We start from the raw sequence: 13,768 nt of genomic DNA, 5'->3' as shown, positions 1-13,768 counted from the left end.
AATTTATCTTAAGGAAGATTAATCAAGTAGACTAAACTTGCTTTTTCCGATTGTATTATTATTTATTTTATCAAGAGATAACTTGTTGCCTAGTACTAGATATTTAAAAGCTCTATGATTGTATTTTTTGTAGCAATCATAACTTTTAAGATCTTTTTTATATACTAAGGTGTACGTGAAATTATATCTTTTTTGAATTTTAATATCTTTTTTTGATAACGGTTTTTTTTGAAAAACATATAATTTAACTGTATTCTTTTTGTAATCGTTTCTTACAGATTTGCTAATAATTGTACATTCTTCTACAAATGATATAGATTTAGGTTTTTTTCTTTTGGTCCAAACGTGTTTGTAGTTGTATGTTTTAACAATGCTATCATTAATATAGAAATTAATGATGTAATCTGATTGTTCTTTTTCAATTTGTAATTCAAATAAACCATTATTATCAATTAATTTTTTTTCTGAGAATCCTTTTATTGAAACATTGATTAATGGAAAGTGTTCTTTAAAGTTTTCAGAAGTAAATAGTTTACCCTTAATGGTGTTTTGCCCATTAAGGTTGAGTGATATAAAGAAAATAACTAAAAGTATGTTTTTTATATTTCTTCTAATCTCCAACTTCTACTTTTTTAATTGATTGGTTACTTCGTATAATGTAATAGATAAACTATGAATAACATTCATACTAGAGTTTCTACCATACATAGGTATAGCTACAGTGGCATCTACAACATCTATATTTTCAATTCCATGGCGTTCGCTTCCCAAAAGTAACACGATTTTTGAATGATTTTCAAAATTAAAATCTTGAATATTGATACTGCTATCGGTAATTTCTATACCAATAATAGTGTTTCCTTCTTCTTTTAACTGTTTGATAAGCGTCTCAAAATTGTCATAACTATCATGTGCAATTTGTTGGATAGTATTACGCGCTGTTTTCTTAACAATACGATTGCTTATCGAAGGAGAGTTTTCATGTAAATATATTTTCTGAACACCAAAACTTTCAGCAATTCGAAAACACATCCCTATATTTTCAGGTGTACGAATAGCATCACAAACAATCGTAATAGGAAAAGATTGTTGCGTATTTTCTATTTCATAATGAGTTAATTGTTTCATTTAATTACTTTGTAAAGAGATGACATATTGTTTTGGAGTTGTACCAAATTTCTTTTTAAAAGCGGCAATAAAATGACTAGAGGTACTATAACCTACTTGCAACCCAACTTCATTTACATTTAACTGATTGCTCTCCAATAATTTTCGAGCATGTTCCATTTTATAATCAAATAAAAAGCTATATACCGTATCTCCATAAATTTGTTTAAACCCTTCTTTTAGCTTTTTTAAGTTTAATCCAACTTCATTGGCTAATTCTTGTAGGGTAGGAGGTTCGGTCATTTTAGATATAATGATATCCTTTGCTTTTCTAATTTTTAAAACATCACGTTCATCTACTAAAAAAGGACAGTATTCCCCTTCGTACATTTCATCTTTTTGGAAATACAAGCTTAACAACTCATAAATTTTTCCTTTAACATAGAGGTGTTTTAAAGAGCTATTAATATTGGCATTGATTAATTGTTGTAAAACAACTAATTCTGTTGGCTTAATGGTTGAATCATCGTAATACTTTCTATTTCTGTTCTCTTCACTTAAAAAAGGAATAAAAGCTGCCTCGTTAGAAAAAAGAGAATGAAACTTCTTAATGGAGATCACCAAAGAAACAATTTGTGTTTTTGGTTGTAACTCTAAATTAATTGGAAGTTTTTGCTGTGGATTATACAACAGAATAGAATGCTTATCTAATACATCAAAAGTGTAATTTCCGTTGTTAAAAAGAAAGGATGATTTTCCTTTTATACAGAAATGTAACTGAATAAAAGTGTTATCTATATCTCGTTCAAATCGTTGAATTTCACCACTTTCGTTTTGAAAATACAAAACGCGAAAACCATTTTCTAGGTCGATTTCTTCAAAAGTACTTTTAGCGATGTTTTTTGACATAGATCAAAAAAAGTTTTTAATTTAATTTATTTAGAATGATTATAAATAAAATCATTCCAATTGCCTTATTTTACTGCAAATCTACACTTTTTTGTACGTTTTTTATTTAAATAACGACTAAAAAACGGGAAACGACATTAAAAGTACTTTTAGCGATACTTTTTTTTAATGAATCTTTATATTTTTGACCGTTTTTAGGAAGTAGATTGAATGCAAACAGAGAATAAATCCACAAATTTTTACAACATAGGTGTTAGTTATGTGAAAGCTGATGCGCATACTCGCGGTAAGTTTTCGCTATCTAAAGAGAATCAATTAAACTTATTAGCAGAAGCAAAAGCTATTGGATTAGGTGAGATCTTTGTCTTATCTACTTGTAATAGAACAGAGATTACTGGATTTGCTGAGCATCCATTTCAAATAATTGGTTTGTTGTGTAAGCACTCGAATGGTTCGGTAGAGGAATTCGCCAAAGTTTCTTATGTAAACAAGAACCAAGATGCAATTCAACATTTATTTAGAATGGGAACTGGTTTGGATAGTCAGATTTTAGGAGACTATGAAATTGTTGGGCAGTTACGTCAAGCATTTAAACAAGCAAAAGAGTTTGGAACTACCAATGGATATTTAGAACGATTACTAAATTGTGTAATGCAAGCTAGTAAGCGTGTGAAGAATGAAACCAAATTGAGCTCAGGAACAACTTCTGTATCCTATGCCGCTGTTCAATACATTATCAAAAACTTACCAGATTATAATTCAAAAAACATTTTAGTATTCGGTTTAGGAAAAATGGGGAAACATACTTGTTTAAACCTTGCCGAGTATACCAAGAACAAATCGGTTTGTTTAATTAATAGAACAGAGGAGAAGGTAGATGCATTTGTTAAGGAGAACCCAGCTATTAGAAAAGCTAAGTTTGAGAACTTAAATAAAGAAATAGCCAATGCAGATGTGTTAATTGTTTCTACGGGGGCAGAACTTCCTACCGTTACAAAAGAACATGTTTTAACAACCAAAAAATTATTGGTGTTAGATTTATCGATGCCAGCTAATGTATCTCATGATGTAAAAGAACTATCTAATGTTACTTTGGTAAATGTAGATGAGCTTTCTAAAATTACAGATGAAACTTTAGCGGTTCGCCAACAAGAAATTCCGGTTGCAGAAGGAATTATAGAAGAACACAAAGCAGAATTTAATGAATGGTTAAACCATAGACGATTTGTACCAGCAATTAATGCCTTAAAACAATCGTTGCAAACTATTCAGAAAGACGAAATAAACTTCCACAAGAAGAAAATTGAAAATTTTGATGAGATGCAAGCAGAAGCAATCACGTCAAGAATAATTCAAAAAATCACTACACAATTTGTTAAGCACTTAAAAGACGAAAAAACATCGGTACCTCAAAGTATTGAAGTAATGTCTAAAGTGTTTGGAACTACGTTACAATCTATCGATGCAGAAGATAATTAGAATAGGAACTCGTGATAGCGAGTTAGCCTTATGGCAAGCCAATAAAGTACGTAAAGAACTTGAAGAATTAGGCTACTTAACAGAAATAGTACCGATTAAATCTACAGGAGACATTATCTTAGATAAGCCCTTGTATGAATTAGGAATTACTGGAATTTTTACCAAGAACTTAGACATAGCAATGTTAAATGGCGATATTGATATTGCTGTACATTCTATGAAAGATGTTCCTACAGTATTGCCTACAGGAATCATACAGGCAGCAGTTTTAAAGAGAGCCAATCATAACGATATCTTAGTTTTAAAAGATAACGAAGAGTTTATGGCGCAGCCTAATGGAGTCATTGCTACAGGAAGCTTACGAAGAAAGGCACAATGGTTAAACCGTTATCCGTCTCATAGTGTAGAAGACTTAAGAGGAAACGTAAATACACGTTTAGAGAAGTTAGATGCAAATGAATGGAACGGAGCTATTTTTGCAGCAGCAGGATTAGAACGTATTGGAAAAAGACCTAAAGGAGCAATTAATCTATCTTGGATGATTCCAGCACCTGCACAAGGAGCAATTATGATCACGGCTTTAGAAGAAGATACTTATGCTATAGATGCTTGTGAACAAATTAACGATAGAGACACGAAACTTTGTACAGATATAGAACGAGAGTTCTTAAATCGTTTAGAAGGGGGATGTACTGCACCAATTGGAGCTTTTGCTAGAATTGATGAAGTAGAGAAGAAAGTACATTTCAAAGGAGTACTCTTAACAAGAGATGGAAGCAAGAAAATAGAAGTTCAGAAATCATCAAAAATAGGCCCTCATAAGTACATCGCAAAAGATGCGGCAAACTACATAATTGATAGAGGAGGAAAGTTGATGATGATGGAAGATCAAGGAATAGAAAAAGAATTTTCTATTTACTCAACAAAGAAATTATCTGAAACTCAAAAGAAGTTATTACCAACTACGATGAAAGTAGAAGATAGTGATTTTATTAAAATCCGTTTTAATAGAATTGCAGCGAAGGTAGTAAAGCAAGAAATAGAAAATGTAATTCTTACCAGTAAAAATGGAGTAGAAGCGGTATTACATAACTATCCGGCTGAAGAATTACAGTTCAAGAATATTTATTGTGTTGGAAGAAGAACCAAGAAGTTAATTGAACAAAAGATAGGAAAGGTAGTAAAGTCAGAGAGAAATGCTCAGAAATTGGCAGAATACCTTTCAAAAGAAATAAAAGGACAAGAAGTAACTTATTTCTGTAGTGATTTACGTTTAGATACTTTACCAAAAGTATTAACGGAAAACGGAATTACTGTTAATGAGGTAGAAGCTTACAAGACTATGTATAGTCCTGCTAAAGTAGATGCAAAAGTAGATGGAGTATTGTTTTATAGCCCATCTACTGTAGAAAGCTATATGCAGCAAAATTCAACAGATAAAATAGCATTTTGTATAGGAGAGAGTACAGCAAAAGAAGCACGTAAGCATTTTGAAAATGTGCAGGTAGCAAATGTACCAACTGTAGAAAGTGTGATTGAAATGGTGAATTTACATTTTGTAAAAAAATAAAATATGTCACCTCGAGCGCAGTCGAGAGGTTTGTAAATAAGGTCTCGACTGCGCTCGACCTGACAAATGAAGTTATATGTTTAGAACACGTAGACTTAGAAAAACAGAAGGAATCCGAAGGTTGGTAAGAGAAAACCAATTATCGGTGAACGATTTTATATATCCGTTATTTATTGAAGAAGGAGAAGGTATAGAAAAAGAAATTGTTTCTATGCCAGGAATCAAACGTTGGTCTTTAGATACTATTTCTAAAGAATTAGATGAAGTAGTGGCTTTAAACATACCAGCTGTTATTTTATTTGGTATTCCAACTGAGAAAGATGAAGTAGGAACAGAAACATGGAATGATAACGGAATTATGCAGCAAGCAGTTCGTTATATTAAGAAGAACTATCCGAGTTTGTATGTAATAACAGATGTATGTTTTTGTGAATATACCTCTCATGGGCATTGCGGAGTGTTGTGTAATAATGATGTTGATAACGATGCTACATTAGTGAATTTAGCGAAGCAAGTAATTTCTCATGCAAAAGCAGGAGTAGATATGGTAGCCCCTTCAGGAATGATGGATGGAACCATAGCCATGATTCGTGAGAGCTTAGATCAAGCAGGGTATCCAAATTTACCAATTATGGGATATTCTGTAAAGTATGCTTCGGCATTTTATGGTCCGTTTAGAGATGCAGCAGATTCTGCACCAAGTTTTGGTGATAGAAGAACTTATCAAATGGATCCGGCAAATAGAGATGAAGGTTTACGTGAAGCTACTTTTGATGATGAGGAAGGAGCAGATATTTTAATGGTAAAGCCAGCTTTATCATATTTAGATATTATTAGAGACTTAAAAGAGAACTTTGACCGACCAATTGCATGTTATAATGTAAGTGGAGAATATGCGATGGTAAAAGCTGCCGCGGAAAAAGGATGGATTGACGGAGAACGTGTAATGATGGAAAGCTTACTATCTATGAAAAGAGCAGGAGCCGATATTATCATTACTTACTTTGCTAAAGAAGCAGCAAGGGTTTTAAATAGAAAATAATAGAGTGGAAAGAATTGCTGCAGCTGGAAATATAGAACCTCCTATTTATCATCTCCTTTTGGAGAAAGGTTATAAGCTTGAACTGAAAAATCATCGAGTTATAGCAAGGAAAGATAATTTGGAAATAATAGCAAATAGTGCAGTTGAGTTGGCAGGAATAATTTTATTGAGAGAGAGTAAAGGTGAAAACTGGAAAGTAAGTGATGAAAAGATTCACGAGTATTTAAGTTTTTTTGAAAATTTAAAATAATAAATTCCACTACAATATTAATTAAGGTAACAGAGTATAATGAACTTCAAAAAATCACAAGAATTATATCAACAAGGATTGGTAAACTTAGTAGGAGCGGTAAATTCACCAGTACGTGCATTTGCTTCTGTAGGAGGAAATCCTTTATTCATTAAAAAAGCTAAAGGAAGTAAAATTACCGACGTTGATGGTAATTCATATGTTGACTTAGTATTATCATACGGACCAATGATTTTAGGACACCGTCATAAAAAAGTACAAAAGGCAATAACCAAAGCTTTAAAGAATGGATATTCTTTTGGAGCTTCTACCAAAAATGAAATCAAATTAGCAAAAATTGTTTGTGATGCTTTTCCAGGAATGGATAAAGTTCGTTTTGTAAATTCTGGAACCGAAGCTGTATTAAGTGGAATTCGTTTAGCACGTGCATTTACAGGAAAAGATAAAATTATAAAATTCTCTGGTTGTTACCACGGTCATCAAGATGCTTTATTAGTAGCAGCGGGTTCAGGATTAGCAACCTTAAGTTTACCGGGGTCTAAAGGAGTTCCAGAAGGAGCAGTAAAAAACACTTTAATTGCAAATTACAATGACTTAGAAAGTGTAAAAGCACATTTCGAAGCACATGATGATATTGCAGGGGTTATTTTAGAACCAGTAGCGGGGAATATGGGAGTAGTAACTCCACAAAATAACTTTTTAAAAGAATTAAAAGAGTATGTAAACTCGAAAGGAGCCTTATTAATAATTGATGAGGTAATGACAGGGTTTAGATCTAAATTCGGAGGAGCTCAAGAATTATTTGATGTAGAAGCAGACATTACTTGTTTAGGTAAAGTAATAGGAGGAGGATTTCCTGTAGGAGCGTATGGAGCTCGTAATGAAATTATGGAAATGGTGGCACCGTTAGGAGGAATGTATCAAGCTGGTACATTATCGGGTAACCCAATAGCAATGGCTGGAGGTATTGCTACCTTAACAGAATTGAAAAAACAAAATCCATACGAGAAGTTTAATGAGATTGCACAAATAATTGAGGTATTCTTGTTAGAATCGGCTAAGAAATACGACGTAGAGATTACTGTAAACAGATTTGGATCAATGATTAATCCTTTCTTTAGCAATAAAACAGTAACAAACTTTACAGAAGCGCAAACTTCTGATACTAAAAAGTTCGCAACGTTTTTCTGGGCAATGATGCATAACGGAGTGTTTTTACCTCCATCGCAATTTGAAGCGTGGTTCTTATCATCAGCTTTGTCTGAGAAAGATATTCAAAAGATTGCCAAAGCGATTGATAAAGGAATGGAAGCAGTTTCAAAAATGTAAAATATAATTGTATGAAGCTTATATTTAGTATTTTATGTAGTTTATTGTTAACTTCATGTCCAAATAAGAACATGAATCAAAGTCAAGAACCTAATGAAATAGTCTCTTTATTTGAAGGAAGCCTATTAGGAGCTGGAGAAGAAGGTTTTCAAAAAGAGAACTTTGTTATTTCTTCAGAAAAACAATGGAAAGACTTTTTAAATAAATTAGATATAACAAATAAAGTTTCTACAAGTTTCGATTCAGTAATAGATTTTGATAAAGTTATGGTCTTAGTGGCGGTAGATGAAGTGAGAAACTCTGGAGGATATGGAATTAAAATTACAGAATTGAAAGATGAAAAAGAGAAATTGAATGTAGTTGTATTACATACAGGACCAAAACCAACAGATATGGTTACTATGGCAATAACACAACCAATAAACATTGTACAAATTAAAAAAACAAACAAAGAGATCATCTTTGTAGAAAGATAAATATGATAAAAAACGATTTATTCTTAAGAGCCTTAAAGGGAGAAACTGTAGACAGACCTCCTGTGTGGATGATGCGTCAAGCTGGACGTTATTTACCAGAATTTATGGAAATCAGAAAAAAGTATGATTTCTTTACACGTTGTCGTACTCCAGAATTAGCATCAGAAATTACCGTACAACCTATTCGTAGATATGGAATGGATGCTGCTATTTTATTTTCAGATATTTTAGTAGTACCTCAAGCAATGAATGTTGAGGTAGAAATGAAACCTAATTTCGGACCATATTTACCAAATCCGATTCGTGATAGAAAGAGTTTGGATAATGTAATTATTCCAGATGTTCATGAAGAATTAGGGTATGTAATGGATGCTATTAAAGCAACCAAAGAAAAATTGAATGATGAAATCCCATTGATAGGTTTTGCAGGGTCTCCATGGACTATTTTATGTTATATGGTGCAAGGGCAAGGATCTAAAAACTTTGATAAAGCAAAAGAATTTTGCTTTAGTCAACCAATTTTGGCACACGAATTGCTTCAGAAGATAACAGATACCACAATTGCTTATTTAAAAGCAAAGGTTGAAGCAGGTGTAAATGCTGTTCAGGTTTTTGATTCATGGGGAGGAATGTTATCTCCAGTAGACTATCAAGAATTTTCATGGCAATACATCAATCAAATAATAGAAGCATTAAAAGACGATGCCCCAGTTATAGCATTTGGAAAAGGGTGTTGGTTTGCTCTAAATGAAATGTCTAAATCAAATGCTTCTGCACTAGGTGTAGATTGGACATGTTCAGCTAGAAATGCTCGTTATTTATCAGGAGGAAATATTACTTTACAAGGTAATTTTGACCCTTCGAGATTGTTATCACCGCCAGCTGAAATTAAAAAAATGGTAAACCAAATGATAAATGAGTTTGGTAAAGACAAATATATTGTTAACTTGGGGCACGGAATTTTACCTAATATCCCTCTAGACCATGCAAAGGCTTTTGTCGATGCAGTAAAAGAATATAAAGGTTAATTTTTTTATCCCCTAAATAATTAATTATGAAGAAAATAGTATTATTACTTACCTGTTTAATAGCAACTAATTTTTTCGCTCAGGAAAAAGTGTATTACAACTTTGCAGTAAACAATTGCACTGAAGAAAGTGCAGAAAGTATGATTGATAACTGTATCAAAGGATCATATTTATTAGATTATGATTTTACTTCTATTGATGGAAAAACATTAAGTACAAGTAAAATTAAAAAGCCAATGGTGATTATAGCTGGTGCTTCTTGGTCTGCTCCTTGTCATGGAGATATTCCAGCCATTAACAAAATGGTAGAGAAGTATGGAGACAAACTTCAATTTGTTATGATACTTTGGGATAGTGAAGCGAAAGCTAAAAGAATGGTTGATAAATTAAACAAAAATGTGTTTATCATTCCAGCAAGAGAAGGTGATAAAGTAAAGAAAGACTACTTAGATATTAGTGGTTTTGTACATAAGCTAGATTACCCAACAGCTTACCTTATCGATAAAACAAAGAAATTTGTAAATGTAAAAAGAGGAGCTGCTACACCAACAAAAGAAGTTGGATGGGATCAAGTAAACGAAATTAACATTAAAAATTTCGAAGAATTTTTAGCGCCAATATTAAATTAAGATTTTAAAAATATTTAAATTACCTCTTTCTAACTAGAAAGAGGTTTTTTTATGTTTAAAAAGAAAATAATATGATTAAGAATATAATTCAAGGTGTGAAAGCTTATGTTGGTGCATTACAATTAATATCCAAATTAAAGCTATGGAAATACTTTACCATTCCTATTTTAATTAGTGTAGTTACCGCTATTGTTATTGGTATTTCAGCATACGGACTGTCCGATAATATTGGGCATTATATCGCTAATTTTTGGAAATGGGAATTTGGAAAAGAAACATTTGAAGTAATAAGCACATTCATTAGTGCTTTGTTAATATTAGCCGTCGGATTGGTGCTGTACAAACATATTGTAATGGCATTATCTGCTCCATTTATGAGTCCTGTGTCAGAAAAGATAGAAGATTATTATAGAGGAGAAGATCATAAACACAGAGAAACAACCTTTCAAGAACAATTAATAAGAGGTATTCGTATTAATGTTAGAAACCTAATTAGAGAACTATTCTTAACCGTTCTTATTTTACTTTTAGGACTTATCCCGGTCATAGGAATACTATCCACCATTTTACTATTCTTAACGCAAGCATATTATGCTGGTTTTGGTAATATGGACTATACCTTAGAAAGACATTTTAAATATAAAGAGAGTATTCTTTTTGTTAAAAGAAACAAAGGACTAGCTATTGGTAACGGAATGGTTTTTATGTTGTTCTTATTAATTCCCGTATTAGGAGTAATATTAGTCTTACCACTTTCGGTAACTGCAGCAACTACTGAAACTATTAAAAAGATTCAGCAAAATAAAATAGAAGAATAGTTACTTTTGCAATTCAATTGAGATTAGATGAAAGAACAATTTTATAGCTATATACAAAACTTGCAAGATACCATTACTTCTAAATTAGAAGTTGTAGATGGAAAAGCCAAGTTTCAAGAGGATTTATGGGAAAGAGCTGAAGGTGGAGGCGGAAGAACACGTGTTATTGAAAATGGAAACATTTTTGAAAAAGGAGGTGTAAATATTTCTGCAGTGCATGGAGAATTGCCAGAAGTTTTAAGAAAGCAATTTGGAGTAGAGAGTGGAGATTTTTTTGCTTGTGGATTAAGTTTGGTAATTCATCCTAAAAACCCTTTTGTTCCTACAGTGCATGCTAATTGGCGTTATTTTGAAATGTATGATCAAGATGGGAATATTGTTACCCAATGGTTTGGTGGGGGTCAAGATTTAACTCCTTACTATTTATTTGAAGAAGATGCTGTTCATTTTCATACAGTTTGTAAAGAAGCTTGTGACAAGCATCATGCTGATTTTTATCCAAAATTTAAAGAAACTTGTGATTCTTATTTCTGGAATGCACATAGAAATGAAGCACGTGGTTTAGGAGGATTGTTTTTTGACTACTTAAAAGAAACGGAAGAGTTTACTATGCAAAATAGATATGATTTTGTAACAGAAGTAGGAAATAGCTTTTTAAACTCCTATGTACCAATTGTTGAGAGAAGAAAAGAAATAGATTATACCCAAGCGCATAAAGATTGGCAAGAAGTACGTAGAGGGCGTTATGTGGAGTTTAATTTAGTGCATGATAGAGGAACATTATTTGGATTAAAAACTAATGGACGAATTGAAAGTATATTAATGAGTTTACCTCCAACAGTGCAATGGAAATACAATCACCACCCAGCACAAGGAAGTGAGGAAGAAAAGCTATTAGAAGTGTTAGCAAAACCTAAAAGTTGGGTTTAAAAATATAGAGGTAAGATGTAGAAATCTTACCTTTTTTATTTTAGGTTAATACAATGTTAATGAAGAAGACTTAAGGCTATCTATTTAAAACTTCTCTTATTTTTGAAGTATTATGACTCAAAAAAATAACTTGTTAATCATTGCCTCTATATTGGGGCTTTTAGCATTGTCTGTTGTTCAAGGTTATTTAATAAAGAACACCTATATGTTAAAAAAGGAGTCGTTTGTAAATAAGGCAAATCAAGAAGTTTCTAGAATTGATGATTATACACCAGAAATTGATTCAATAAATGAAGCATGGCAGAGAACTTTTATAAAAACACTTGATAAGTATAGTCTTAAAACGATTTCCAAAAAAAAAGTCTTAACACGATTAAGAACAATTACAGATTCTTTAAATGATGATTTTATAAAAGAGTATGAGAAGGAACTTAAAACAAAAAAACTTGGCTATGGATTACAATTCCATAAAAAAGTAACCAATATTATTCTTATTGACAGTATACAAATAGATACGATATTTAAAGGGGAAAACAAACCCGTATTTAAATTATTGGGATCTGATTTTAAAGAACAGAGAGACTTGCAAATAAGTAATTCTGTTTGGCATACAGAACGTTCTTTTACTAAAAAAATTGGAGGCAAAGTAAAACGTAGTTTTTATCAGTTGTATTTTGAAACTCAAGATTATATCAATATTGACCAATGGAATACGATTGTATTTAATCAGATGAAAGGCCTATTAGTACTCTCTTTTATTGTCTTTTTATTTGTTTTCGGCCTGCTGTATTATTCCGTCAAAAATTTAATTACTCAAAAGAGAATATCAGATATAAAAACCGACTTTATCAATAACATAACCCATGAGTTAAAAACGCCTTTAGCAACATTATCACTTGCTACAAAAATGTTGAAAAAGGATGAAGTAAAAAGCCACCGAGAATTACTAGATAATACAATACATACGGTTGAACGACAAAATATAAGACTGCAAAAATTAATCGATCAAGTATTGGATAATAGTTTAGGCTACAAAGAAATTACTTTGCAAAAAGAGAGCGTATTCTTAAATGAGTTTATGCAAGCGCTTCTAAATGATTTTTGTCTTTCCATTGAAGAAAAGGATATTATTGTAAAAAGAAGCTTTTTAAAGGATGATATAGAAGTTTTTGTCGACAAATTTTATGTAACAACAGCTTTGCTAAACATGTTGGAAAATGCGGTGAAGTATGGAGCAACTGAGGTACATGTTAGCCTATATAATACTACGACCCATATTGAAATAAGCATTAAAGATAATGGTATTGGAATATCAAAAAATCAACAGGCATATCTATTTGACAAATTTTATAGAGTACCTACTAAAGAAGTACATAATGTAAAAGGATTAGGCTTAGGATTATATTATAGCAATCAAGTAATAAAAGCACACGAAGGAGATATTACTATAGAAAGTAGAGAAAACAAAGGTGCTATATTTAAAGTTAAAATACCAAAGATATAAATGAATGTCAATCATATTTTATTAGCAGAGGATGATCCAGATTTTGGAAATATTTTAAAACAATATTTAGAAATTTCTGGATATAAGGTAACCTGGGCAAAAGATGGAGTAGAAGCACTAGAATTGTTTGAAAAAATAGATTTTCATATATGTGTATTGGACGTAATGATGCCTAAAATGGATGGGTTTTCCCTGGCTGAGAATATAGTAGATATAAAACCCGAAATTCCATTTGTGTTTTTAACAGCACGTAAAATGAAAGAGGATAAGATAAAGGGGTTGAAACTTGGAGCCGATGATTATATTGTAAAACCATTTGAAGCAGATGAGTTGGTTTTAAGATTGCGAAACATTTTAAAAAGAGCCAATACTTTTCTTAGTGAAAGACTAGAGGAGAATCTTGTAAGGATTGGACAATATACCTTTAACCCTCGTAGATTAGAGCTAAAGTTTAATGATGAATTGGAAAAACAGCTTACGGAAAAAGAAGGAGAATTGATATTGTTTCTTTTTAATCATAAAAATCAACTATTAAAAAGAGAGGAGATTTTGAAAAAGGTCTGGGGAAACGATGATTATTTTTCTGGGAGAAGTATGGATGTATTTATCAGTCGCCTAAGAAAGTATTTTAAAAAAGATGCTGAAATATCTATTAAAAGTTCTCGAGGAATAGGTTTGGAATTTAAGATAGGTTAAT

Annotated in this window: 15 protein-coding genes; 12 read left to right on the top strand and 3 right to left on the bottom strand. The window is 31.8% G+C overall.

Annotated elements, in window-relative coordinates; translation table 11 throughout:
• Nucleotides 1–18: 18 nt before the first annotated feature.
• From Q0873_RS05310 to Q0873_RS05300, 3 genes are read right to left on the bottom strand one after another with little or no spacing between them, the layout of a single operon-like run.
• Nucleotides 19–621 (bottom strand): hypothetical protein, encoded by a 603-nt coding sequence (locus Q0873_RS05310; RefSeq protein ID WP_299104862.1) that lies wholly within the window; start codon nucleotides 619–621, stop codon nucleotides 19–21.
• A gap of 3 nt (nucleotides 622–624) precedes the next feature.
• Nucleotides 625–1,128 carry a TrmH family RNA methyltransferase gene (locus tag Q0873_RS05305; RefSeq protein ID WP_299104861.1) on the bottom strand — a complete coding sequence of 168 codons (504 nt, stop codon included), beginning with the start codon at nucleotides 1,126–1,128 and terminating at the stop codon, nucleotides 625–627.
• Nucleotides 1,129–2,016 carry an AraC family transcriptional regulator gene (locus tag Q0873_RS05300; RefSeq protein WP_299104860.1) on the bottom strand — a complete coding sequence of 296 codons (888 nt, stop codon included), beginning with the start codon at nucleotides 2,014–2,016 and terminating at the stop codon, nucleotides 1,129–1,131.
• Nucleotides 2,017–2,226: 210 nt separating this feature from the next.
• Between Q0873_RS05300 and hemA the strand changes: the two genes are divergently transcribed.
• From hemA to Q0873_RS05240, 12 genes are all read left to right on the top strand, one after another.
• Nucleotides 2,227–3,495: a glutamyl-tRNA reductase gene (hemA, locus tag Q0873_RS05295; RefSeq protein ID WP_299104859.1), complete on the top strand. Its 1,269-nt coding sequence runs from the start codon at nucleotides 2,227–2,229 to the stop codon at nucleotides 3,493–3,495.
• Nucleotides 3,479–5,065 (top strand): hydroxymethylbilane synthase, encoded by a 1,587-nt coding sequence (gene hemC, locus Q0873_RS05290; RefSeq protein ID WP_299104858.1) that lies wholly within the window; start codon nucleotides 3,479–3,481, stop codon nucleotides 5,063–5,065. The genes hemA and hemC overlap by 17 nt, the downstream gene beginning before the upstream one ends.
• Nucleotides 5,066–5,141: 76 nt before the next feature.
• Nucleotides 5,142–6,107, top strand: coding sequence for a porphobilinogen synthase (gene hemB, locus Q0873_RS05285; RefSeq protein ID WP_299104857.1), 966 nt, complete (start codon nucleotides 5,142–5,144; stop codon nucleotides 6,105–6,107).
• A gap of 4 nt (nucleotides 6,108–6,111) precedes the next feature.
• Nucleotides 6,112–6,357: a hypothetical protein gene (locus Q0873_RS05280; protein WP_299104856.1), complete on the top strand. Its 246-nt coding sequence runs from the start codon at nucleotides 6,112–6,114 to the stop codon at nucleotides 6,355–6,357.
• 39 nt (nucleotides 6,358–6,396) lie between these two features.
• On the top strand, nucleotides 6,397–7,686 hold the full coding sequence (hemL, locus tag Q0873_RS05275; RefSeq protein ID WP_299104855.1) for a glutamate-1-semialdehyde 2,1-aminomutase: 1,290 nt from the start codon (nucleotides 6,397–6,399) through the stop codon (nucleotides 7,684–7,686).
• 11 nt (nucleotides 7,687–7,697) lie between these two features.
• Entirely contained in the window at nucleotides 7,698–8,162 is a 465-nt protein-coding gene (locus Q0873_RS05270; protein WP_299104854.1) for a protease complex subunit PrcB family protein, read from the top strand.
• 2 nt (nucleotides 8,163–8,164) lie between these two features.
• Nucleotides 8,165–9,190 (top strand): uroporphyrinogen decarboxylase, encoded by a 1,026-nt coding sequence (gene hemE / locus Q0873_RS05265; protein ID WP_299104853.1) that lies wholly within the window; start codon nucleotides 8,165–8,167, stop codon nucleotides 9,188–9,190.
• Nucleotides 9,191–9,216: 26 nt separating this feature from the next.
• Nucleotides 9,217–9,819 carry a redoxin family protein gene (locus Q0873_RS05260; protein WP_299104852.1) on the top strand — a complete coding sequence of 201 codons (603 nt, stop codon included), beginning with the start codon at nucleotides 9,217–9,219 and terminating at the stop codon, nucleotides 9,817–9,819.
• Nucleotides 9,820–9,890: 71 nt separating this feature from the next.
• A complete protein-coding gene (locus Q0873_RS05255; RefSeq protein WP_299104851.1) occupies nucleotides 9,891–10,637 on the top strand; it encodes an EI24 domain-containing protein in 747 nt (248 codons plus the stop codon).
• A 27-nt stretch (nucleotides 10,638–10,664) separates the two neighbouring features.
• A complete protein-coding gene (hemF, locus tag Q0873_RS05250; protein WP_299104850.1) occupies nucleotides 10,665–11,567 on the top strand; it encodes an oxygen-dependent coproporphyrinogen oxidase in 903 nt (300 codons plus the stop codon).
• Between the two features lie 112 nt (nucleotides 11,568–11,679).
• On the top strand, nucleotides 11,680–13,071 hold the full coding sequence (locus tag Q0873_RS05245) for a HAMP domain-containing sensor histidine kinase (RefSeq protein WP_299104849.1): 1,392 nt from the start codon (nucleotides 11,680–11,682) through the stop codon (nucleotides 13,069–13,071).
• Entirely contained in the window at nucleotides 13,072–13,767 is a 696-nt protein-coding gene (locus tag Q0873_RS05240; RefSeq protein ID WP_299104848.1) for a response regulator transcription factor, read from the top strand. It abuts the gene before it with no gap.
• Nucleotide 13,768 lies beyond the last annotated feature (1 nt).

It is taken from the genome of uncultured Tenacibaculum sp. (assembly GCF_947498805.1).
GTDB lineage: Bacteria > Bacteroidota > Bacteroidia > Flavobacteriales > Flavobacteriaceae > Polaribacter.
Note: the sequence above shows the minus strand (reverse complement) of the source record. Positions and strands in the feature narration are given on the sequence as shown.

Bases quoted from the DNA above. Each gene is read 5' to 3' on its own strand.
- hemC (WP_299104858.1), top strand. From the start codon at position 3,479: ATGCAGAAGATAATTAGAATAGGAACTCGTGATAGCGAGTTAGCCTTA.
- Q0873_RS05255 (WP_299104851.1), top strand. From the start codon at position 9,891: ATGATTAAGAATATAATTCAAGGTGTGAAAGCTTATGTTGGTGCATTA.
- Q0873_RS05240 (WP_299104848.1), top strand. From the start codon at position 13,072: ATGAATGTCAATCATATTTTATTAGCAGAGGATGATCCAGATTTTGGA.
- hemL (WP_299104855.1), top strand. From the start codon at position 6,397: ATGAACTTCAAAAAATCACAAGAATTATATCAACAAGGATTGGTAAAC.
- Q0873_RS05300 (WP_299104860.1), bottom strand. From the start codon at position 2,016: ATGTCAAAAAACATCGCTAAAAGTACTTTTGAAGAAATCGACCTAGAA.
- Q0873_RS05260 (WP_299104852.1), top strand. From the start codon at position 9,217: ATGAAGAAAATAGTATTATTACTTACCTGTTTAATAGCAACTAATTTT.
- Q0873_RS05305 (WP_299104861.1), bottom strand. From the start codon at position 1,128: ATGAAACAATTAACTCATTATGAAATAGAAAATACGCAACAATCTTTT.
- hemA (WP_299104859.1), top strand. From the start codon at position 2,227: ATGCAAACAGAGAATAAATCCACAAATTTTTACAACATAGGTGTTAGT.
- Q0873_RS05270 (WP_299104854.1), top strand. From the start codon at position 7,698: ATGAAGCTTATATTTAGTATTTTATGTAGTTTATTGTTAACTTCATGT.
- hemB (WP_299104857.1), top strand. From the start codon at position 5,142: ATGTTTAGAACACGTAGACTTAGAAAAACAGAAGGAATCCGAAGGTTG.
- Q0873_RS05245 (WP_299104849.1), top strand. From the start codon at position 11,680: ATGACTCAAAAAAATAACTTGTTAATCATTGCCTCTATATTGGGGCTT.
- hemF (WP_299104850.1), top strand. From the start codon at position 10,665: ATGAAAGAACAATTTTATAGCTATATACAAAACTTGCAAGATACCATT.
- hemE (WP_299104853.1), top strand. From the start codon at position 8,165: ATGATAAAAAACGATTTATTCTTAAGAGCCTTAAAGGGAGAAACTGTA.